This window comes from Saccharothrix isguenensis (assembly GCF_052936305.1).
On the sequence record NZ_CP193626.1, the window covers coordinates 52,717 to 70,452 of the forward strand.

Sequence of the window (17,736 nt, forward strand, 5' to 3'; positions counted from 1 at the left end):
TAACAAAACCGGCTTTGTGGACGTAGGTTGTTGAAATGTTCACCACCCGTCCTGAACTAGTCGGCACGCACGGAATGGTCGCGTCCACGCACTGGCTCGCCTCCAGCGCGGGCATGGCCGTCCTGGAGGACGGCGGCAACGCGTTCGACGCCGCGGTGGCGGTCGGCTTCGTGCTGCAAGTGGTGGAGCCGCACCTCAACGGGCCCGGTGGCGAGGTGCCCGTGGTGTTCGCCGCGGCCGGCGAGACCGTGCCGCGGGTGCTGTGCGGGCAGGGCGTGGCACCGGCCGGCGCGACGATCGACCACTACCGCTCCCTCGGCCTGGACCTCGTGCCGGGCAGCGGGATGCTCGCCGCCACCGTGCCGGGCGCGTGGGACGGCTGGTTGACGCTGCTGCGCGACTACGGCACCAAGACGCTGCGGGACGTGCTCACCTACGCGATCGGGTACGCCCGGGACGGGTTCCCGCTGCTGGAGCGGGCGGCGTTCACGATCTCGACGGTGGCCGACCTGTTCCGGGACCACTGGACGTCGTCGGCCGCGCTGTGGTTGCCGGGCGGGGCGCCACCGGAGGCCGGGGCGCGGTTCCGCAACCCCAAGCTGGCCGACACCTGGGAGTGGCTGCTGGCCGCCGCCGAGGCCGCCGGCACGTCCCGGGAGCAGCAGATCGAGGCCGCGCGGCGGGCGTGGTCGCAGGGTTTCGTGGCGGCGCAGGTGGACGAGTTCTTCCGGATGGCGCACCGGGACGACTCGGGCAACGACCACGCCGGTGTGCTGACCGGCGACGACATGGCGTCGTGGGAGGCGACCTACGAGGACGCCGTGTCGGTGGACTTCGGGTCGTGGACCGTGGTGAAGCCGGGGGCGTGGACGCAGGGGCCTGTGCTGTTGCAGCAGTTGCTGCTGCTGGAGGGCACCGGTCTGTCGTACGCCGACGGCGTGCCTTCGGCGCGGACGGTGCACCTGGCGGTGGAGGCCGCGAAGCTGGCGTTCGCCGACCGGGAGGCCTGGTACGGGGACAGCGGCGACGTGCCGTTGGACGTGCTGCTGTCGCGGGAGTACGCGGCGGAGCGGCGGAAGCTCATCGCCGATCAGGCGTCGCTGGAGTTGAGACCGGGTTCCGTGTCGGGCGTGGCCCCGAGGCTTCCGGCGCACGTCCTGCGCGGTCCGTGCGAAGGGGGTCGTGACGGCGGCGGGGCGATCGGCGAACCGACCGTGTCCGGCAGCGGTGCGGTCAAGGGCGACACGGTGCACGTCGACGTGGTCGACCGGTGGGGCAACATCGTGTCCGCCACCCCGTCCGGCGGGTGGTTGCAGTCGTCGCCGACGATCCCGTCGCTGGGGTTCTGCCTGGGCAGCCGGGCGCAGATGTTCTGGCTGGACGAAGGTCTGCCGAACTCGTTGGCGCCCGGGAAGCGTCCCCGGATCACGCTGTCGCCGACCCTCGCGCTGCGCGACGGTCTGCCGGCGATGGCCTTCGGCACGCCCGGCGGTGATCAGCAGGACCAGTGGCAGCTGGGGTTCTGGCTCGCGCACACGGTCGGCGGGATGAACCTGCAGGAGGCGATCGACTCGCCGATGTGGCACACCAACGCGTTCCCGAGCTCCTTCTACCCGCGGTCGTGGACGCCGGGGGAGGTCGTGGTCGAGTCGCGGTTCGGTGGGATGGACGAGCTGCGTGAACGCGGGCACGCGGTGGTGGACGCCGGGCCGTGGGCGCTGGGCCGGATGTCGGCGGTGGCCCGGGATTCCCGCGACGGTCTCCTCCGTGCGGCGGCCAACCCGCGCGGTGCGCAGGGGTACGCCGTCGGCCGGTGATGTCGCCGGGGACGGACGGTTGCCGGGTCGGGATCGCCGGCTGGGAGTTGCCGGCTCGGAGTTGCTGGGTTGGAACGGCCCCGGCCCGAGGGGGAGGGGGCCGGGACCGTTCCGGCTCTGGTGCCCGTCAGGAACCGAAGCTGACGCCGGTCTCCACGGTCGGCAGCTGGTCGGTCCTGTCACGGGTGGCGCCCTGGGCGGAGTCCGCCAGGCCCTCGACCGTGGTCTCGGGGTCGGTGAGGTCCAGGTCGACGGTGCGGACGCGGTCCAGGAGGTCCTTGGTGCCGATGCGGCCGGCGAGGTCCCGGGTGTCGATGCCGGCGACGTCGCCGATGGTGGCGATCTTGCCGGGCTCGGTGTCCAGCTGCGGCCGGGTTTCCGCGCCGATGTCGGCAGCCTGAGCGGTGCCACCCAGGCCGAGCATGACTGCGGCGCCGCCGAGGGCGACCGCGGCCCCCGCGAGGGTCTTCCTGAGGTTCATGGGCGGGAAAGTGTCGTACCCGGGAGCCCTGGTTCAAGCTCGCTACCTCGGGTGAGTGGACTACTTCACCCGGTCCAGTGGAGCTCGACCGTGCAGACCCGCGTCGGTCCTCGCCACACGGCCACCGGGTAGACGCCCCGCTGCGCGCCCTGCCGTGCCAGGACCTCCTCCGCGCGTGGCGCCGGGGGTGAGCAGGAGCGAGCCGACCCATCGCATGCGCGGGCTCGGGGAGGTGCTCCGGCGTCCGAGATCGTCATCGGGCACCGGTCCCGGGACCGACGGTCTCGCCGCCACCCGGCAGGCTGCGCCGAGTTGCCGGACGTGAAGGTCCTCGTCCTGAGTTCGCGAACCGACCGGAGCACCGCCGCCCCGACCCGAGGGCCTTGCCTGGTGATCAGTCCGGCCACATCGCGCACCCGCGTCAGCCGGGTCCTGACCGAACTGGGCGCGAGGGACCACGCGCAACTCGTCGTGCCGGCCTACGAATCGGGATTGGTCTCGCCGCGGCGAGGGTGAATATTCATTGTTCGGCAGCCCGCAAAGGCCTTCGTCGCAGGCCTCGCAAATCTTGCGTGAAACGATAAATCATTACGGACGGTAACCGTAACGCCGCTACCCGCCGCATTGTGTGTGCGGCGGGTGAGGTTAACGGAAGATGTACCGGGCCGAAAGCGGCGCTAGGCGATCGCGCCGGGCGGCAGCTTCAGCTTGAACGGCAGCGTCGTCACGAGCGCGAGGTCGGACGCGGTCTGCCGCATCAGCGTCGGCGCGTTGCGCGAGCCGGGCTCCGGCAGGTCGAGCAGCCGGTCCACGGCCTCGACCAGCGGTCCCTCGTAAATCCACACCGCCTGCGCGGCCCGCTGGCTGTCCCGGACCGCCGGCAGCCTGCCCGCGCGGGCCTCGGTCTCCGACCAGAACAGGATCGAGTCGATGAACCCTCTGCGCTGCTTGAACGCCATGATGCGGTCGAGCTGTCCGTCCTCGTCCCGGAGGTGGAGGAACTGGAACCCGCTTTCGCGCAGCTCGATGACCTTGCTCAGTGCGAGATCCATGACGCACCTACCTCTGTTCTGAGGTCCCCTAGCAGGTACCGGTCGTACGACCCGAAATGATCGTACGGCAAGCGGACAATCCGCCATAGGGACTAGGCCGGCGGGGCGGTCTCAATACGGGATCCGTTGCCTTCCCGTTTCGATACGGATCGCAGCACCCGAACGGTTCGCACTAATAAGGCGAGTGCGCCCAAGGTGACCAGGCTCACAGTGGGCCACATCCTGTTCCTCCACTGCGTCGGGTGGCTTGCTCACCCGTGAGACGTCTGCCATGAGTGCGGGGTTGCACGATCGCCAGTGCGCCAATCCCCACCTTGGTGTGAACCGCCAACGGGTGACCTCGCCGCCGGCTACCCTGTTCGGCGTGAGCATCGACCCGCCCAAGAGCCTCCCGGCGGTGCCCGAGTCGTTGCTCCCGCGCGAGCACGCGCTCTACCGGCCGCGGCACAGCACCCGGCAGCGGACCGCGTTGACGCTGGCAGTGATCTTCTTCTGCGCGCCGGCCCTGCTGCTGGTCGTCGGCGTTCGCCCGGCCGAGTTCGAGAACCGCAAGCTCGCCGACTTCCCGTCGATCACCGAGGGGTGGGGCTTCTTCACCGGCCTCAACGACTGGGCCAACGACCACATCCCGCTTCGGGATCACGCCGTCGCCGCCGCCAACGGCATCAGCCGAGGTGTGTTCGGCGAGGCGCCGCCGGTCGCCAAGCCGCCGGACCAGGAGCCGAACGGCCCGATCCCGCTGCCGCCCAAGGACCCGTCGCTGGACCGGCCCGAGCCCACCGCCTACGTCCGCGCCATCGAGGGCAAGGACGGCTGGCTCTACCTGGGTGAGGACATCGAGCGCGCCTGCGAGCCGCTGCTTCCGGTGCCGGAGGTGTTCGACCGGCTCCAGGCCCTGCGGACCGCGATCGAGTCGTCCGGCCGGAAGCTGGTGCTCGTCGTCGCGCCGGACAAGGTGACGACCGTGCCGCAGTACCTGCCCGCCAAGTACTTCGGCACGCGGTGCGCGGCCGAGGCGCGGGAGGAGTTCTGGCCGTCGGTCAGCCGCGAGACCGGCGCGCTGGACCTGCGCAACGGCCTGCGCGCCGAGGCCGAGAGCCGCAAGCAGCCGGTCTACCAGCAGCTCGACTCGCACTGGACGACCGAGGGCGGCCTGGTGATGGTCCGCGCCATCGCCGAGCGGATCCAGCCGGGCGTCACCAAGACCTGGGACTTCCGCGCGGCCGGGTCGTCGGAGGCCGACGCGGGCCTGCCGCCGCTGCTCGGCCGGACCGGGAAGATGACGATCACCAACTACGACCTGGCGCCGGACGGCAAGACCGTGCGGGAGAAGAAGCTCGACGAGCCGTTCCCCGTGCCGCAGCGGTCCACCCAGGCCGCGGGCACGGGCGTGGTGCGGCCCAAGGTCGTCATGCTCGGGGACTCGTTCGCCGCACCCGTGGCCGAGTACATGTCGGCCGCCTTCGCCGACTTCACCTTCGTCCACCTCAACACCGTGGCCAGCGACCCGAAGCCGACCGGTCAGCTGATGGCCGGGGCGGACGTGGTGGTCATCGAGGTGGTGGAGCGCAACATGCTCTCCGGCAACAGCTCGGTGATGTCGAGCCGGCACCTCGAAACCTTCAAGGCCGAACTCGCCAGGCAACCCCGCTGAGTAGAGTCCCCACGTGCGCGAACTTCACCCCAAGCCGTCAGGCGGAACCATCGGGCTGTGGTGCGGCAGCGACCTGCCCGGCCTGGGTGACCAGATCACCGCCCGCGTCCTCGTCCGGGAGCTGCGGCACCGGCTCGGCGACTGGCAGGTGCGCACGCTGGCGCCGTTCGGCTGGTCCAGGCCCACCCGCGCCGACGGCGGACTGGTGGCCGAGCCGCTGGGTGAGCGCACCCCCGGCCGCGTCCGGGAACTGGTCGAGTCGCACCACCTGAACGTGGTCGCGCCGTCGTTCCCGCTAGGCGCGGACCTGTCCGCCCGGTACGGCGAGGACGTCCCCGCGCAGGAGTTCTTCACCGGCGGGCTCGGCGTGGAACCCGACGCGCTCTGCGTGGCCGTGCGGGTGGCCGAGGAGGTGCCCGCCGGTCTGGTCGAGTGGATGGCGCGGCAGCCGTCGGCGTCCGTGCGGGACGAGGTGTCGCGGGACCGCCTGCGCGCCGCCGGTCTGCGGCAGGACGTGACCGTGGTGCCGAGCCCGGCGCTGCTGGTGGACCGGCTGCTGCCGACGAGCGACATGCGGACCAGGGCGGCGCAGCTGCGCCAGCTCGGGCAACTGCCGCCGGAGGGGCGCAGCTACCTGGTGGTCCACGTGCCGCACACGTCGTTCACCGCGCTGCGACCGGCTGTCGCGAAGACCGCCGAACTGCTGGCGATCGGCGACGTCGTAATGCTGTCCACAGGTGCTCCCGTGCCGGCCGACACGGGTTGGCACGCGCTGCCCGCGGACACCGTGCTGGAAGACCGGCTCGCGGTGCTGTCCGGCGCGGCGGCCGTGATCGCCGCCGACGAGCACGTCGCCGCCGCTTCCCACGCGTACGGGCGCCGTTGGGTGCTGCTCGACCCCAAGGGCGCCGACCGCGCGGCGGTGGAGCAGTTCGCGTCCGCCGACCGCGTGGTGGCACGGCCCAGTGGGCTGGCCGCGGCGTTCCGGCGCACGCTGCGCGACGACGACGACGACCGCTCACCGAAGGCGGTGCAGCGGCTGGACGACCACCTGGACGCGGTCGCCGTCGCGGCGGAGGAGGCCCTCGCCGCACGCGGCAGTTGCGTCACACCCCGCCTGGCGGCGCTGGTCGAGGAGAACCGGGCGCTGCGCCTGGCCCAGCAGCGGATGCGGGACCGGATCGTCGCGGACCGGCACGTGCTGGCCGAACGCCTGCTGGAGGGGCGCGCCGGCGGCCCGCAGCTGGCGGAGGAACGCCGGCTGCACCGCGAACTCGCCGCACGGCACCACGAAGTCCTGGCCCAGCTGGAAGCCGAACGGCGGGAGCTGGCCGCGATGCGCGCCACCAAGCTGTTCCGCTGGACGCGGCTGGTGCGTGCCGTCTACGGGCGGCTGCGGTGACCCCCCGCGTCACGTTCGTCCTGGTCACGTACGGCGGCGGCGAGCTGGCGAAGCACTGCCTCGACGTGCTGGCCCGGCACACCGACGTGCCCTACGAGGTGGTCGTGGTGGACAGCGCGTCCCCGGACGGCACGGGGCAGTGGCTGGAGGACAAACTCACCGGCGCGACCGTGGTGCGGATGGCGGACAACCTCGGGTTCGGCGCGGGCTGCAACCTGGGCGTGCAGCACGCGCGCACCGAGTTCGTGTGCTTCCTCAACGCCGACGTCGAGGTCACGCCGGGCTGGCTCGAACCGCTGCTCGACTTCCTCGACGACACGCCGGCCGCGGCGGCCGTCGCTCCGCTGATGGTGTTCCCGGACGGCCGGGTCCAGGAGGCGGGCAGCCTGCTCGGCGGTGACGCGTACAGCCGGGGCTGGGGTGACGGCTGGACCGACGTCGGTTCCCTGTACCCCAGGGTGGTCGACTACGCGTCGGCCGCCTGCCTGGTGCTGCGGCGGCGGGCGTTCCACGAGGTCGGCGGGTTCTCGCCGGAGTACCACATCGCCTACTACGAGGACGTCGACCTGCAGTTCCTGCTGCGGGCGCGTGGGTGGCAGGTGTGGGTGCAGCCGTCGTCGCACGTGCTGCACGTGCGGCACGGCACGTCGTCCACGAAGCGGGCCGAGGAGCTGTCCGACATCAACCGCGAGGTGTTCCGCCGGCGTTGGGCGGACGACCTCGCGCTCAGGCCGCCGGCCGTGGGCGTCCACGAGCACCCGCACCGGTTGTGGTGGCTGCGCGACCGGCCCGCGTCGGTGCGCGTGCTGCTGATGGCGTCGCGGGTGCCGCGTCGTGACGACGAGCGGTCGGCGGCGGTGGTGGCCGAGTGGCGCCGGTCCGATCCGGCCGCCGCGATCACGCTGCTGGCGGTCGCGGGTGAGGGGGAGGCCGCTCGGTGGCGTGCCGCCGGGGTCGAGGTCGAGGTCGCCGACGACTTCGCGGCGTGGAGCCGGGACCGGGTGGGGCACTACGACGTGGTCTTCGCGCTCGGCACGGACGTGCCCGCGACCGCCGTGACCGACTGGCAGCCCACCGCCGTGCGGGCGCTGGACCTCGGGTCGTTGCCGCACAAGGAGTGGGAGAAGCGGTTCGCCGAGACTCGCTCGCGCGAGGACGCGGTGCGGGCGGGGGAGGCGCGGGCGGCGGCGTCGGCGTTGCTGGAGTGGGCCGAGGTCGTGTCGTGCCGTGACGCCGAGGACGCGTTGTGGGCGCGGCAGGACAGCGGCCGGTCGCCGCACGTCGTGCCGGACCTCGCGGCTGACGCGGTGGCCGACGCGGTCGAGGCGGGGGAGTTCCGGGCGGCGATGGCGAAGGTGCTCGTCGACTGCACGGTGGTGCCCACCAGCTGACCGCCGGTCGGCAGCTCAGCGCTCGGTCCTCAGCGCTCGGTCCTCAGCGCTGAGCGCGGCGCAGCAGGGCGGCGGCGAGGAGTCGGCGTTCGGCTCCCGCGGTCTGCGGCCGTTCCTCGCCCTCCAGCGCGAGCCGGACCAGCGGCCACAACCGGTGCTCGGCCGCGGCCAGGCGCGACAACCGCGTCTGGTCCTCGGCCGCGAGCCGGTCCTGGTTGCGCATCAGCAGCACGGCCGCGAACTGGGCGATCCGCCGCAACTCGTGCTCCGTGATGTGGTCCAGCTCCGCCTGCCGCGCGGCCATCCGACCCACGCCGACCCCGACGCCCGCAGCGGCGAGACCGCGAAGTCCGGGCAGGCCGTCGGCCAGGCGGGGCACCTGCCAGCCGGTGACGTTCGCGCCGTGCTGCCGGTAGGAGTGCAACGGCCGGTCCACGAACGAGATCGTGCCGACGGACAGCGCGGTCGCCGCGATCCACTGGTCGTGGTACGCGCTCAGCGTGCCCGGCGGCAACGGCAGCACCCGTTCCCGGACCAGGTCGGCGCGCACCATGCACGCCGCACCGGTCACGGTGTTGAGCAGCAGCAGCTGTTCCAGGTCGGTGAACTGGTTCACGCGGTTCGCCCACACGCTCTCCGCGACCACCTCGCCCCCGCCGTCCACCAACCGCATGTCGCAGTACGCGAGCTGGACGTCCGGGTCGGTGAAGCGGGAGACGAGCACGGCGAGCTTGTCCGCGTCCCACAGGTCGTCCTGGTCCGACAGCGCGACCAGGTCCGCGTCCGCCGGCACGAGTGACAGCGCGCGCTCGAAGTTCCGGTAGAAGCCGACGTTCTCGTCGTTCTCGACGATGACGAACCTCGGGTCGTCGCCGACGACGTCGCGCAGCACCGCCACGCCCTCGTCACCGGAGCAGTCGTCGCTGATCACGCACACCCAGTTCGGGTGCGTCTGCGCGCGGATCGACTCGACCTGCTCGGCGAAGTGCAGCCGGGGCGCGCGGTAGGACGCCAGGCAGATCACGACCCGCGGACCGCCACCCGGCCAGCGCACGTCGACCGGGTCCGTGTCCGCGCCGCGCCCCCGCACGGCGGGCAGCTCGCGCCGGATCGTGGTGCCGTCGACCAGCGTGACGACCAGTTCCAGCGGCACCAGGCCCTCGCGGACCGGCACCCGGACCCGGAAACCGCTGTTCGCGTCACCGCCGATGACCGCCGCGACGTCCGGCCGGGGGTGGCCGGTGGTGGCCCGGCACGTCCGCCCGTCCGCGACCACGGCGACCTGGCGCACCGGCAGGTCGGCGTGCGCGACCCAGCCCTGGAGGTCGATCACCTGCCCGCGGCCCACGGTCACCGCCTCGGGCACGTCCACCGCGTACATCAGCCGGTCGTCACGTCGGCTGACCGGCCGGACGCGGCTCGCCAGCAGCGGCGTCACCGCGGGCACGCGCTTGCCGACGCGGCGCAGCACGCCGTCCGGCTCCTGCCCGCCACGGCCCAGCAACAGGTCACGCGTGCCGCGGGCGAGCCGTGCCGCCGGCCAGAGGACGTTCTCGCCCGCCCGCACCAGCGTCGACGACGTCAGCCGGTCCAGCTGCTCGCGCAGCCGCGCGTTCTCCGCCGCCAGCTCCTCGGCGGCCGTGCGCTGCGCCGCCAGCTCCAGTTCCGCGTCGGCCCGCTCGGTCTCGGCGGACGCCAGTTCGATCAGCGCCCGGCCGAACTCGCCGTCGACGCGGGCCACCTCGGCACGCAACCGCCGTTCCGACCCGGTGAGCTCCTCGTGCCACGCGCGCACCGCCTCCGGCAACGACGCGGTCGTCACGCCGAGCACTTCGCGTGCCTCGGAGATCTCGCGGTGCGCCTGGGCCAGCATGTGGCGCGCGTCGGCCAGTTCGCCCGCCAGCCGCTCGTGGTCGCCGAGCACCGTGCGGACTTCGTCCAGGCCGCCGCGACCCCACAGGCGCAGCCGGCCCGGCGCTTCGACGTCGGCGTTCAGCGCCTCGCGCACGTCGTCCGCGCGGGCGCCGCTGACCAGTTCCTGGAGCACCGCCTCGGCGTCGATCAGCTCCGACCAGCGTGAGCTGGCCGCGTCGTCCAGCCCGACGAGCGCGGCGAGGTGGAGCACCAGTTGCCGCGTCGAGGTCTCGGCCGGCCACGGGTGGGCCGCGCCGCAGCGCAGCACCTCGCGGGCGAACTCCACCAGCGCGCGCACGAGCACCAGCTCGGCGTCCACGCCGGCGCCCGCCCGCCACTCCAGGTCGATCCGCCGGGGCGTGCCGTCCGGCAGCACGATCACGTTGCCGGGGTGCACGTCCAGGCAGTCCGGCGGCAGCACCGGCACGTCCGGGCGGCCGGGCAGGAACGGGTGGGTCTCGTCGTCGGCGAACGGCCGGGCGTCGACCGTGCAGCAGGCGCGCCACCGCTCCAGCAGGTCACGCGTCGCGTCGAGGTCGTGCCCGGCGAGCGCGTCGAGCAGCAGCCGGTCCAGCGGCGCGCCCGGCAGCAGCGGCTCGTCGGCCACCGGCTCCTGGCTCAGCCACCCGGCCGTGCTGCCCGTGCGGTGCGGCTCGGCCAGCCGCAGGTCCTCGGTCAGCCGCCGCGACCGCCGCCACGCCGGCAGGCGTTCCGCGCTGACCATCCACCCCAGATCGGGCCGCGCGGCCTTCGCGACCGCCTCGGGGGTGCGACCCGCGATCACCAGGAACGACGGCGCGACGGCGGCGCCGAACCCGTTGGCCACGGCCTCGCGGTGCGGCGACCGCACCGCGACCGCCGTGGACGAGCCGCGGAACACGCCCAGCAGCGGATCGCGGACCAGCTTGTCCACCACGTCCGACGCGTCGGCGAGGTCGTGCACGCGTTCGTCGAGGATCACCCTCGGCAGCTTGTAGTCCGGGTACGGCAGCAGCCAGCGCTGCGCGGTCAGACCGGCTTCCGCGAGCATCGCGCGCAGCCGTTCCTTGCTCCACGTCCTCGCACCCCGCGCCGGGTAGTCGGCCAGGCCCATCCACGCGCTCGCGTGGTGGTCCTCGGGCTGCCCGAGCAGGTAGCCGATGCCGAGCCGGTTCTCGATCGCGACGACCACGACGCCGTCGTCGGCGAGCGAGTCCGTCACGTCGGCGAGCATCGCGGCCGGGCCGTCGCCGTGGACCGGCGAGTACTCCAGCACCCCGCACAGCAGCGCCACGTCGAACGTGCCGTGGGCGCCCAGGCCCGACGCGTCACCCGTGACGATCCGCACGTCCGGCAGGTCGCGACAGCGTTCGGCCGCCGCGGCGGCGCGCGACGGCGTGCCCTCGACGCCGACGACCCGCGCCCCGGTCTCGCCGAGGGCACGGGTCAGCACGCCGCTGCCGCAGCCGACGTCCAGCACGCGCAGGCCGTCGTGCACGTTCAGCGGTGCGAGCAACGCGGTTCTCTGGGGCGAGAAGTGGTAGGTCAGCTCCCAGTTGGTGAGGCCGGCGGCCAGCTCGGCCGAGCCGGCGCTCACGTCCTGGGCTGCCCGCAGCCGGGTGAGGACCTCGTCCTCGGCGCCGTCCGCGTACTCGGGTCCGCCGTCCATCAGCTGACCGGGAACTCCCGGACGACGGCGCCGCCGAACTCCTGGAACTTCTTGATCAGCTCCTTGTCGTCGACGCCGATCGGCGTCTGCACGGTGCCGATGCGCACGACCTTCGTGCCGGTGACGTAGACGCAGCGGTAGAAGCCCGGCTCGCCCTTGCGGACCAGCTGGTGGACCGTCGAGCTCTGCGGCATGACGCCCTTGGCGCCGGGCACCATCTTCGCCTTCGCCTGGAGCTCGACGAGCGCCTCGGCCAGTGCCTCGGCCTTGTTCGCGTCCTCGGCCTCGAACACCATGGCCTCGTAGGTGAACGCGGCCTCGGTGCTGCCCTTGAAGTTCACCTCGGTGATGCCCGCGGCTTCCACCGCGGCGGCTTCCTCGGCGGTCAGGATCTCGCCCTCGACCGCCGTCGCCACCTCGACGACGCCGTTGTCCGGGTTCGCCGTGCCCGGCGGCGCGGGCAGCAGGTCGATGGGCGGCGTGGTCGTGGTCGTGGTCGGCGCGGCGCTGGAAGTCGACCCGCCGCCGGTGGTGGTGTCGCCGCCCGCGGACGGGCTGCTCTCGCGGAAGCCGAAGAACCAGATCGCGCCGCCGATCAGGGCGATCACGAGCACGACGCCGACGATGGCGAGGACCTTCTTGCCGCCGCCGCCGGACGTGTCGTCGAACACCTCGGGGCCCTGGCGCAGCCAGCTGTCGTTGGACGCGGTCGCCCACGGCGCGGACGTGTCGCCACTGCCCCACGGCGAGGCGGGCGGCTGCTGCTGGGCGAACCCGTGCGGCGGCGAGGGCTGGCCGTACTGCGGCGGCTGCATGCCCCCACCGGGGACGACCTGCGTGCGGTCGACGTCCTGGGGCGGCATCGCCGGTCTGCCACCGGACACGACCTGCGTGGCCTCCGGGTTCGGCGGCTGGCCCTGGCCCGCGTCCGGTGCGACCGGCCGCAGGTACTGGGTCGCGCTCTCCGACGGCTGCTGACCCGGCTGCTGACCCTGCTGCGGGACCGGCGCCGACGGTGCGTTCGCCTGCCACTGCTGCTGAATCGGCGGAACGGCATGAGCCGAAGCCAGCACCTGGTCGCGGCGCGTCCGGTACTCGTCGGCCGAAACCCGGCCGGACGCAAGCTCCTCATCCAGCTTGCGCAGCTCATCCTGCCAGTTCACGCCGGCAGCCCCTTTCTGCGGTTCATGCGATCGTGGCCATTGTGCACGGGTGGTGACATGGCCGGGTCGGGCACCACCAAGTCGTGATGCGCCGGACGACCGAAGGTGTCGGGCATTGCTCTGCTCAACGCAGCGGCCTCCGCCCGCGGACCCGGTCGTAGCGGGTCAGCGCGTGCACGGCGGCCTTGCGCAACACCGGCACCACCCGCTGTGACGGCGAGGGTCGCGGCGGTGCGGCCGGCTCGGGCGCACGCCGGGCGCGCCAGGTCGCGTGCGCCTCGGCGACGCGTTCGCGCACCCAGTCGGCGGTCACCTGGAAGTTGCGCTCGCCCAGCAGTTGCTCCCGGGCCTTCAAGCCCTGCTCGGCGGCCCGCACCGGGTCGTCGGCCACCTCGCGCATCGCCGCCGCCGCCGCGTCCAGGTCCGGTTCGGCCCAGCGGGCGTCCGGCGGGTACGGCGGCGCGCCCGGACCGACCTCCGTCAACCGGTACGGCACCGGCCAGGCGTGCTGCGCCGGGACGAACTCGGCCGTGCCGGAGTAGTCGGTGCTGATCACCGGCAGGCCGAGCGCGATCGCCTCGGCGACGGTGAACCCGTAACCCTCGGACCGGTGCAGCGACACGTAGCAGTCGGTGCCCGCGTACAGGTCGTGCAGCTCCTCGGTGGTCAGGTACCGCTCCAGCAGCGTGATCCGGCGGTCGTCCGCCACGGCGGCGCGCAGCCTGGCCAGCTCGACCAGGTGCTGCCCGCCGTTGATCGCCTTCACCACCAGCTCGACGTCGTCCCGACCCGGGAACGCCCGTTGGAACGCCTCGACGAGGCCGAACGGGTTCTTCCGCGCCGCGACGCTGTTGAAGTCCATGGCGAACAGGAACCGCACCGGCGCACCGGGCTCACGCCGCGACCGGTCCACGGCGGCGGTCGGGCGCACCGGCATCGGGATGACCCGCACCGGCTTGTCCGTGTGCGCGGCGATCGAGGCGCGGCAGAACTCGCTGATCGTCCAGACCTCGTCCACGCACTCGAACTCGTGCATCACGGAGGGGAAGTCGTCCAGCTCCCACGCCCACACGCCGATGCGGTACCGGTCGTGGCCGACGTCGGGGTGCTGCTCCAGCACGCCGCGGACCAGGTCGGCGTTCACGCACAGCACGCTGACCGGGAACTCGGGGCGGCCCACGTCGTCCGGCTGGTCGATGTCCGTGCGGTTGGCCACGAACCAGTCCTCGACCACCGACGCCACCGGCACGCCCGCCCGGCTGAGCGCTTCGTGGATCACGCGGGCCAGCTCGCCGACGCCCAGCACGGCGGTCAGGTGGCCCACCAGGTTCACGCCGAAGCGGTCGTTCGGGGGCTGCGGCACCACGTCCGGCCCCGGCGCGGCCCACTCGGGCAGCAGGCCCTCGGTGATCGCGGACGTGCGGCACCAGTGCGCGAACCCCGGCGACCTCGGCTGCCGGAACACGCTCTGCAAGTCGGCGCGCCGCTGCCAGACGGCGGCGGTGATCCGGCTCAGGCCGTACTGCGCGGTGGGCTCGGTGAGCCAGTCGCGGAACGGCTCGCCGGTGAACGCGTGCGGCGGCACGGGCGCCGGCTTGCGCGGTGCGCGCGACGCCCGGACGCCTGCCCGGTAGACCTCGCGCATCAGCGTGGTGAGGGGCGTGCCGTCCGGCAGTTCCTCCAGCCACGAGGGGAGGACGTCCACCTTCGACAGGCGGCCCGCACCCTCCAGCCGCTCGGCGTAGTCGGCCGTCAGGTCGCGCAGTTCCGGGCGGTCGGAGAGCAGGGTCGCCGGGCGGTTCGCGCACAGCTCGCTGAGCACCCACGGGACGTCCGGGTCGAAGCCGAACAGGTCGACGACCTTCGGCGCCACGCCCACCCGCTCGAACGCGTTCCAGGTGGTGAAGCCGATGCCCGGGTCGGTCACGGTGGTGCGCGGGAAGTGGCTGACCACGCGGTCGAACCACTCCTGGTCGCAGAACGCCTCGCGGTCGAACCGGATCGCGCGGTAGCCCAGCACCGCCTCGATCCACAGGTCCGCCAACTCCGGCTCGGTGACCGTCAGGAAACCGGGGTTGTGCACACCGGAGCCGATCAGGATCGCCTCGTCGGACTCGGCGTCGCGGCCCGTCACCGGGTGCAGGAAGTGCGGCACGACGGTCAGCCCGGTGGCCTCCGGCAGCGGGGCGAGCACCAGGCTCGTCGGGCTCAGGTACGTGACGGACGGCGCGTCGGCGAGCAGCGAGCGCAGCAGCCACGGCTTCACCGCGGCGGCCAGCTGCGGCGGCGCGTGCGCGGTGGCCAGCGCCAGGAACTCGTCCTCCGCCAGGCCGAACCGGTCCGGGCCGAGCAACGCGATCCCGTCCTCGGCCTGGACGCCGTCCGCGCCGTCGAGCACGGCGATCGCGAACCGGTGGCCCGGGTGGTGCTCCACGTAGGACCGGGCCAGCACGGTCGCCGCGGCCAGCCCGCTCTCGGGCGTCACGGTGAAGGCGAGCGGGGCGTTCATGGGTTCGTTGTCACCTTCTGTCGTTCGCGCTCGCGGAACCACCGGGCGATCGGGTTCTCCACGAAGCGGTACAGCAGTTCGGACCCGACGGCGACGACGGCCAGCGCGACGAGCAGCGCGACCCAGTAGCCGGTCGTCGGGGTGAGCAGTTCGAGCACGGGGAAGCCGAGCGGGATGTGCAGCAGGTAGGTCGCGTAGGTCCGCTTCGCCGCCGCGCCCACCCACGGCTTGCGCACCAGCGGGTTGTCCAGCCGGGTGGCGAGCAGCACCACGAGGACGAGGATCAGCAGCTGGCGCGGGAACTCGTCCTCGGGCGGCCACACCTGGCTGCCCAGGTCGGCCCGGATGAACAGCAGGAACTGCACGACCCCGAACCCGACGCCGGCGACGGCCGGGATCCGACCCGCCCGCACCAGGGTCATGAGCTGGCCGATGAACAACAAGGGCAGGAACGTCACCACCATGCGGAACCCGTTCGCGGGCGGCCCGCCGTTCGCCGGGATCACCGCGAGCAGCACCGACACCAGCGCCACCGACATCGCCGGCGGCAACCACGGCCACCGCTTGAGCAGCGGCATGGTGCCCGCGACGTAGAGGTAGAAGAACATCTGCACGACGAGCGTCCAGGTGATCGCCAGCACGGACGACGTGCCCGGGACGAAGAGGTTCAGCAGCGCCATGTTCAGCGGCAGGTCGTCGAGGTCGGGCGGGAGGTTGGCGGTGAGCAGGCCGTTCGAGACCAGGACCCACGCCAGCGCCACCGCCACCCACATCGCGGGCAGGAGCCGCACCACGCGGCGGACCATGAACTGGCCGCTGGTCTCCCGGAACGCCACGTGCGTCACGACCATGCCGCTGACCAGCAGGAACGTGCCGACGCCGACACCGAACAGGGTGATCGGCCGGTAGAGGTGCAGTGGGCCGCTGACCAGGCCGTCCACGGCCTTGCCGACCGGGAAGTCGTGGCCGTTGAGGCGCAGCCAGTTCGCGTAGTGGGTGAAGATGACGGCGAGCGCGGCGAGGATCCGGATGAGGTCCAGGCCGTGCATGTACTTGGTGTTGGACGTCGTGGCCCGCACGTCCGGCGTGGAGGTCGTCGTCATCGGCTGCGGCCCATCCAACCCAGTGCGGCGGTCGCGCCGAGCGTGGCCAGCACGCCGGCGACCACGGTGGACGCGTGCGTGATCGCGAACCCGAACACGCCCTGGAGCAGCGCGAGCCAGATCGCGTTGTCCGCGAGCCACACCACGACCCGGTTCTCCGCGACCTTCGCGGCGGTCGGACCGGCGAACACGACCGCCGAGGCGAACAGCAGACCCGCGTACACGGCGGCCACCGGGTACCACCACCGGGAGAGCTCGACCGGGTACTGGTGCTCGGCCAGCACGAACAGCAGCCACGCGGCGGGTGCGAGCACGAACTGGAACCGGCCGCCCAGGGCCACCACCTGGCCGATCACGACGACACCGGAGAACGCGGCGACGGTCACCGCGCGGTGGTCGTGGTCGACCAGCAGGATCGCCGCCGCGGCGACCGCGAGGTGGACGGCCGGGACGGCCAGCCGGGTGTGGCCGGAGAGCCGGCGGACCAGCGCGCCGGTCGCCCACGCGAGCAGTTCCAGCAGGACGATCCAGCCCAGCGGCACCAGCAGCGGTTTGACCGCGATGAGCTGGCTGAGCAGGGTGAGGTTGCCCACCACCGTGAGCGGTGACGTGTGGTCGGCGGCCGGGATGGTCCAGATCGTCGCGCCCAGCGCGACCATGCCGGCGGCGAGCAGCACGGTGACCGCGAGCGGCAGGTACGTCAGCACCACGCGTCGCACGGAGGGTTGCCGGGTGACGCTCTCGTAGCCGGCCGTGGCCAGCAGCAGCATCGCGCCGAGCGGGCCGAAGTCCTCACCGAGGCCGAGCGGCCGGTTCAGGAAGTCCCGGACCGGCGCCAGGTCGCTGTTCATCCCGACGAGGTAGCCGTAGACCAGCAGCACCGCGCCGGTCGCGCGCAGCAGGACGACGGCGGGCGCGCTCGTCGTCGGCTCCGCCGCCGGTGCTTCCCGGGACGTGGCCACGGTGGTCATCGGGCCTCCGCCGGGCTCAGGGCGAGTTGCCGGTCGGTCAGCTCGGTGATCGCGGACGTGCCGCCGGGGCCGTAACCCTCTACGCGGAACACGTCGTCGCCGCGGACGTAGTGGCCGTGGAAGACGCCGTCCCGGTGGCGCATGAGCAGGCCCTGGTGGTTCGTCGGCCGCAGTTCGTGACCGCCCTGCTCGTACAGCCGGTCGATCGCGGCCAGGGCCGGTCGCGGGTCCGCGCGGGCGGTGAAACGCCACACACCCATCGTGGTGCCCTCGGCGTCGCGGGTGATCCGGCTGGTGATCCGCACCACGCCGTGGTCGGCGAGCAGCTTCACCTCGGGGTCGGTCAGCACGCCGGAGCCCAGGAACTTCGCGGGTGCGGCCTCCAGCTCGAACACCAGCGGGTTCGGCGGGGTGACCAGCGGGTCCGGCAGCGGCTCGACGTAGGGCAGGCGCGGGGTCGGGTCGGCCGCCGCGGTCGTCGGTGCGGCCTGCGGCCCGTCCGGCCGGGCGACCCAGGCGCCGACGGTGACCGCGCTCAGCAGGACGAGCACGATGATGACGGACGCCGGCTTCACAAGTACTCCCCCACAGTGGTTCGCCGGGTCATTGTCGCTGATCAACCAGTGGCCCT

General features: G+C 72.9%; 12 protein-coding genes and 1 pseudogene. 5 read left to right on the top strand and 8 right to left on the bottom strand.

Annotated features, from left to right (window positions below; all coding sequences use genetic code 11):
- The first annotated feature begins 35 nt into the window (after positions 1 to 35).
- Entirely contained in the window at positions 36 to 1,817 is a 1,782-nt protein-coding gene (locus ACRAKI_RS00260; RefSeq protein WP_447005030.1) for a gamma-glutamyltransferase family protein, read from the top strand.
- A gap of 127 nt (positions 1,818 to 1,944) precedes the next feature.
- On the opposite strand, the gene ACRAKI_RS00265 is transcribed toward ACRAKI_RS00260, so the two are convergent.
- Positions 1,945 to 2,298: a hypothetical protein gene (locus ACRAKI_RS00265; protein ID WP_447005031.1), complete on the bottom strand. Its 354-nt coding sequence runs from the start codon at positions 2,296 to 2,298 to the stop codon at positions 1,945 to 1,947.
- A 387-nt stretch (positions 2,299 to 2,685) separates the two neighbouring features.
- Between ACRAKI_RS00265 and ACRAKI_RS00270 the strand changes: the two are divergent.
- Positions 2,686 to 2,814, top strand: a pseudogene (locus ACRAKI_RS00270) (DNA-binding response regulator); the annotation flags it as partial.
- A gap of 161 nt (positions 2,815 to 2,975) precedes the next feature.
- Here the strand turns inward: ACRAKI_RS00270 and ACRAKI_RS00275 are convergent.
- A complete protein-coding gene (locus ACRAKI_RS00275) occupies positions 2,976 to 3,350 on the bottom strand; it encodes a hypothetical protein (RefSeq protein WP_033436232.1) in 375 nt (124 codons plus the stop codon).
- Positions 3,351 to 3,714: 364 nt separating this feature from the next.
- On the opposite strand from ACRAKI_RS00275, the gene ACRAKI_RS00280 reads away from it, so the two are divergent.
- From ACRAKI_RS00280 to ACRAKI_RS00290, 3 genes are read left to right on the top strand one after another with little or no spacing between them, the layout of a single operon-like run.
- Positions 3,715 to 5,004: an alginate O-acetyltransferase AlgX-related protein gene (locus ACRAKI_RS00280; protein WP_447005032.1), complete on the top strand. Its 1,290-nt coding sequence runs from the start codon at positions 3,715 to 3,717 to the stop codon at positions 5,002 to 5,004.
- Between the two features lie 13 nt (positions 5,005 to 5,017).
- A complete protein-coding gene (locus ACRAKI_RS00285; protein ID WP_447005033.1) occupies positions 5,018 to 6,406 on the top strand; it encodes a hypothetical protein in 1,389 nt (462 codons plus the stop codon).
- Complete coding sequence (locus ACRAKI_RS00290) at positions 6,403 to 7,797, top strand: glycosyltransferase family 2 protein (RefSeq protein WP_447005034.1); 1,395 nt, start codon at positions 6,403 to 6,405, stop codon at positions 7,795 to 7,797. Before ACRAKI_RS00285 ends, ACRAKI_RS00290 begins: the two co-directional genes overlap by 4 nt.
- A gap of 43 nt (positions 7,798 to 7,840) precedes the next feature.
- Here the strand turns inward: ACRAKI_RS00290 and ACRAKI_RS00295 are convergent, their stop codons facing one another.
- The 6 genes from ACRAKI_RS00295 to ACRAKI_RS00320 all read right to left on the bottom strand — a co-directional run bounded on the left by ACRAKI_RS00295 (position 7,841) and on the right by ACRAKI_RS00320 (position 17,680).
- A complete protein-coding gene (locus tag ACRAKI_RS00295) occupies positions 7,841 to 11,359 on the bottom strand; it encodes a glycosyltransferase (protein WP_447005035.1) in 3,519 nt (1,172 codons plus the stop codon).
- Positions 11,359 to 12,522 carry a hypothetical protein gene (locus ACRAKI_RS00300; RefSeq protein WP_447005036.1) on the bottom strand — a complete coding sequence of 388 codons (1,164 nt, stop codon included), beginning with the start codon at positions 12,520 to 12,522 and terminating at the stop codon, positions 11,359 to 11,361. Before ACRAKI_RS00300 ends, ACRAKI_RS00295 begins: the two co-directional genes overlap by 1 nt.
- 124 nt (positions 12,523 to 12,646) lie before the next feature.
- Positions 12,647 to 15,031, bottom strand: a complete 2,385-nt coding sequence (locus tag ACRAKI_RS00305; protein WP_447005037.1) for a glycosyltransferase — start codon at positions 15,029 to 15,031, stop codon at positions 12,647 to 12,649.
- Positions 15,028 to 16,134, bottom strand: coding sequence for an acyltransferase family protein (locus ACRAKI_RS00310; protein ID WP_447005038.1), 1,107 nt, complete (start codon positions 16,132 to 16,134; stop codon positions 15,028 to 15,030). Before ACRAKI_RS00310 ends, ACRAKI_RS00305 begins: the two co-directional genes overlap by 4 nt.
- Positions 16,131 to 17,105, bottom strand: a complete 975-nt coding sequence (locus ACRAKI_RS00315; protein WP_447005039.1) for a hypothetical protein — start codon at positions 17,103 to 17,105, stop codon at positions 16,131 to 16,133. Before ACRAKI_RS00315 ends, ACRAKI_RS00310 begins: the two co-directional genes overlap by 4 nt.
- Positions 17,102 to 17,680 carry a hypothetical protein gene (locus ACRAKI_RS00320; RefSeq protein ID WP_447005040.1) on the bottom strand — a complete coding sequence of 193 codons (579 nt, stop codon included), beginning with the start codon at positions 17,678 to 17,680 and terminating at the stop codon, positions 17,102 to 17,104. Before ACRAKI_RS00320 ends, ACRAKI_RS00315 begins: the two co-directional genes overlap by 4 nt.
- Positions 17,681 to 17,736: the final 56 nt, after the last annotated feature.

Bases quoted from the DNA above. Each gene is read 5' to 3' on its own strand.
- ACRAKI_RS00260 (WP_447005030.1), top strand. From the start codon at position 36: ATGTTCACCACCCGTCCTGAACTAGTCGGCACGCACGGAATGGTCGCG.
- ACRAKI_RS00265 (WP_447005031.1), bottom strand. From the start codon at position 2,298: ATGAACCTCAGGAAGACCCTCGCGGGGGCCGCGGTCGCCCTCGGCGGC.
- ACRAKI_RS00275 (WP_033436232.1), bottom strand. From the start codon at position 3,350: ATGGATCTCGCACTGAGCAAGGTCATCGAGCTGCGCGAAAGCGGGTTC.
- ACRAKI_RS00295 (WP_447005035.1), bottom strand. From the start codon at position 11,359: ATGGACGGCGGACCCGAGTACGCGGACGGCGCCGAGGACGAGGTCCTC.
- ACRAKI_RS00305 (WP_447005037.1), bottom strand. From the start codon at position 15,031: ATGAACGCCCCGCTCGCCTTCACCGTGACGCCCGAGAGCGGGCTGGCC.
- ACRAKI_RS00310 (WP_447005038.1), bottom strand. From the start codon at position 16,134: ATGACGACGACCTCCACGCCGGACGTGCGGGCCACGACGTCCAACACC.
- ACRAKI_RS00315 (WP_447005039.1), bottom strand. From the start codon at position 17,105: ATGACCACCGTGGCCACGTCCCGGGAAGCACCGGCGGCGGAGCCGACG.